The sequence below is a fragment of the Flavobacterium sp. genome (assembly GCF_044368625.1).
Taxonomy (GTDB): domain Bacteria; phylum Bacteroidota; class Bacteroidia; order Flavobacteriales; family Flavobacteriaceae; genus Flavobacterium.
Genome location: NZ_JBIPPD010000270.1, coordinates 1 through 3,647, shown reverse-complemented (window position 1 = coordinate 3,647; position 3,647 = coordinate 1). Strand labels below are relative to the sequence as shown.

The following is a 3,647-nucleotide window of genomic DNA, read 5'->3' as shown; positions in this document are numbered from 1 at the left end:
AATGTATTCGGTTGTGGGAATTTGAAATTAAAATAATCGTCAAAATCTCTAAAACCCACTATAAAAACACGTTCACGTTTTTGTGGAACTCCAAACTCGGAAGCATTTAACAATTTGTAATGGATATGATAACCTGCTTTTTCAAATTCTTGAATAATCATTGGAAAAGCTTGTCCTTTGTTTGCTGAAAGCAAACCTTTTACATTTTCCCCAATAAAAAAGCGTGGTTTTTTTTCTTTCAAAACTTTAATCATTTCAAAAAATAATTTTCCTCTATCATCTTTATAACCCAATCTTGGTGGATTTTGGGCGCTGATAGAAAATGATTGACAAGGAAAACCTCCCAACAAAATATCGTGGTCGGGAACTTCACTCGGTACAATATCCCGAACGTCTTTTGTTTCGCATTTATGAGCGAAGTTGTCATTGTATATTTTCGTTGCGTAAGCATCATTATCAACAGCATACACTACTTCAAAAGGCAATACACTATAATGTTTTTCAAGGAATTTAAAATCTCCTTGAATACCAACGTCCATACCACCACAACCACAAAAAAGTGATGCAACTTTTAGTTTGTTATTTCCAATAATTTGTTCCATTGCCCTGATGTTTTAGAAAATTCAACAACTAAATTTTTGTCAATTTTTAGATTACCTAATTCGTGTTGTTTAACTGGGTTTTGAATGATAAAAATATTTTTACCCTGTTCATTAATTGTTAAACAATAGATGTAATAATTATCTCCCAATGTTTCTGCCGTGTCCCATTCATTTGGAGTTAGTTTGAAACGATTATTATTTATTGCTTTTCGTGATTTTGTAGTTTTTACTTCAATGTATCTTTTCTTTTTCTCGATTTCGATACTTTGCAAGTCATATCCAACTCCAAGCGGAGTAGGGATTTTATTTATTAAATGTTGTCTGTTTGATTTGTCTTTAGTCCTCAAATATTCATGGGCTAAAACCAATGTTTCACCGTAATCTCCGAATATTTTTGTTGGAACTTTTTTGTCGCCTTTCATTCGGGAATAGTATTCCTGAATAAGTGCTGAAATGTTTTCTGCTTCTCGTTCATCCAAATGCGGAGCAAATGCTTCTATGTTGTCAAAGCTATTTACGTAGTCAAACCAAACCTCTTCTAAAGCACCTATTTCAGAAGTAGAAATATTTTCATTTCCATAATATTTATCGTATTCGTCAAACCAAACTGAATGATTGAGATGAAAATCTATTGCTTCTTTGTTCTCTGTGTTTAGGTAATAGTAATATCCTGTTCCTTTATGATTAAGTAGGTTTGCCAATACCATATAATCCAAAATATCTCCTGCATATCTGTAAACATCGCCTTTTGAAGGAAATGATTGTGTTTTTTCATTCCAAAGAGATTGATATTTATGTTCATATTCTACATTGTCGGCTCTGTTTTCCAAAATTAATTCAGCTACTACTTTTGGATGCCTATTATCTCTCGTAACTCTTAGGTCAAAATACGCGCACTGTGTAAGTTCTTCTGCGGTTATACTAAATGGTTTTCCTGTAAGTTTTTCACCCTCAATCAATAATTCCAAAATAAATTGACAAGGTTTAAATCTTACACCTACTTCAATTTGTTTAATTACGTTTTGAGATTTTATATGTCCGCCTGGATATTGAAAAGAGAATAAGAAATAATTGAAGAACTCGTCCAAATATTGTTTGTTAGCAAGTCTTTTCGCTGTAATTCCGGGTTGAAGATGTCCTTCTGTTTCTTGTATAAATGCAAATAGTGCTGAAATCTCAGTTCTCCAATTATCAATGGTCTTTTTTGTAGAAGTTGAGTTTTTATTAAATCCAAACAATACTTTATTTAGTTCACCATTAAATTTCTTTTCTGGTAAAACGGTCATTTCAGAAATAGAGGTTGCAACATAAAGCAAAACTTCCTCTACATCATTTTTGAAACGAGGTCTTACGTGATGCAAACGAAAAAAATATTCGTCAGGTATTATATATGTTCTTACTTCATTCATATATATTTCTTGATTTCAGTTGCTATTATTTCTGCTAACAATGGAGGAACTGCGTTTCCAACTTGTTTGTATTGACTTGTTTTACTTCCTAAAAATATAAACGTATCTGGAAACGATTGTATTCTCGCACTTTCTCTGACAGTTGGTACACGGTTATATTTGTAATGAAAATGATGTCTGTGTCCTGTATCTATAGTAAAACTTGGTTTTTTACTATTCAATCTTGTCCAAGCAATATTTACATTTCGTGTTTTTCGCAATTCTTCGGGCAGATTTTTATAGTTACCACCGTCAGGAACTAATGAAATAATACTTGTAGTCTGTTCACTGTGATTGGTAATTTCGTGATTATAAATTCCATCAGATTTTCCTCTGATTAATTTTTGATAATCAGATTTTGGTTCAGTATTATATTTCGTTCCGTCACTCAAAGACTTTTCAGTTAAATCAGAAATTGCATCTTTAGCACTTACTTGATTTTTAGTTGTTGGCTCGGGGAAAACAAATTCTTTGTTATTTTTTGTGCCAACAAAAAACGCTCTTCTTCTGTTTTGTGGAACACCAAACTCAGAAGCTAACAAAACTTTATAATCAACAGAATAACCAAGTTTCTCAAAGTCTTCAATAATGCTGTCTTTTACTACACCTTTTCCCATTGAAACTATGTTAGGGACATTTTCCATTACAAATGCTTTAGGTTTATAAAAATCAACAAATCTTACAAATGATTTGTAAAGTTGATTTCGTTCGTCATCAATTATTCTTTTTCCTGCAATAGAAAAACCTTGACAAGGAGGTCCGCCAATAATTACATCAATATTTTTTATTCCTGTTTTTTTTGAAATTTCTTGAGGTGTTTCCTTAAATAAATCTGCAACAATTCCTTTCGCATTTTTATGTGTGTTTTCAAAAGTAATAATCGCATCTTTCCAATGGTCAATACCCAAAAGTACATCATAACCTGCTTCTATGAACCCATAAGAAAGTCCACCACAACCGCAAAATAAATCTATTACTGTCGGTTTATTTTTCATTGTCAAAATTGATTTTTGCTTGTTTTACGTTTATGTTTTTCAAGTAATTTACTTTTTCTTCTGCAACAATTAGTGTTTCGGGAGAACAATTAAATTGATACATTTTCTTTGCGAATTGTTCGCCGAAATATTCGGTTTTCAGTTTTTCAATATCAAGATTAAAGGCGAGCGCTAATTTTTCTAATCGCTTTTCGTCAAATTCTCTTTTTCCGTTTTCGATTTTGCTCAAATTCGCACTATCGAGGTCAAGTTGGAATGCAAGTTGAGTTAATGTTAAACCATTATCTGTCCTTAGTTGTTTGATGTACTCTCCAAATGTTGCTTTCATATACTTGCAAAATAAAACTTGTCAATTATTGACAAATATAAAAACTTTTTGGTTAATCATAATGATGTTTTATATTTATTTGAATTTTTATAACATCAAATTTGTTTTATTTTTATTGACCATCTGAGAAGATTAAATCTTATATAAACTAACATTGCTATCCGAAAGTTTTGACGATTTTAGAAATAAGCATTGTAACTGCCTATAAACAGGTCAATATTTCAACTTTATGCTGAAAATAAGTCAGAACTGAATTCTAATTGCGGTTGAGATC

Annotated in this window: 4 protein-coding genes; all 4 read right to left on the bottom strand. The window is 31.5% G+C overall.

The window, feature by feature from the left end; all coding sequences use genetic code 11:
* Positions 1–602 (bottom strand): DNA (cytosine-5-)-methyltransferase (gene dcm / locus ACIQ2X_RS14650; RefSeq protein ID WP_396179696.1); only part of this gene is annotated, 602 nt, incomplete at its 3' end.
* Entirely contained in the window at positions 572–2,011 is a 1,440-nt protein-coding gene (locus ACIQ2X_RS14645; RefSeq protein ID WP_396179695.1) for a protein NO VEIN domain-containing protein, read from the bottom strand. The genes ACIQ2X_RS14645 and dcm, both read right to left, overlap by 31 nt.
* On the bottom strand, positions 2,008–3,045 hold the full coding sequence (locus ACIQ2X_RS14640) for a DNA cytosine methyltransferase (protein ID WP_396179694.1): 1,038 nt from the start codon (positions 3,043–3,045) through the stop codon (positions 2,008–2,010). Before ACIQ2X_RS14640 ends, ACIQ2X_RS14645 begins: the two co-directional genes overlap by 4 nt.
* Positions 3,035–3,373 carry a helix-turn-helix domain-containing protein gene (locus ACIQ2X_RS14635; RefSeq protein WP_396179693.1) on the bottom strand — a complete coding sequence of 113 codons (339 nt, stop codon included), beginning with the start codon at positions 3,371–3,373 and terminating at the stop codon, positions 3,035–3,037. Before ACIQ2X_RS14635 ends, ACIQ2X_RS14640 begins: the two co-directional genes overlap by 11 nt.
* Positions 3,374–3,647 lie beyond the last annotated feature (274 nt).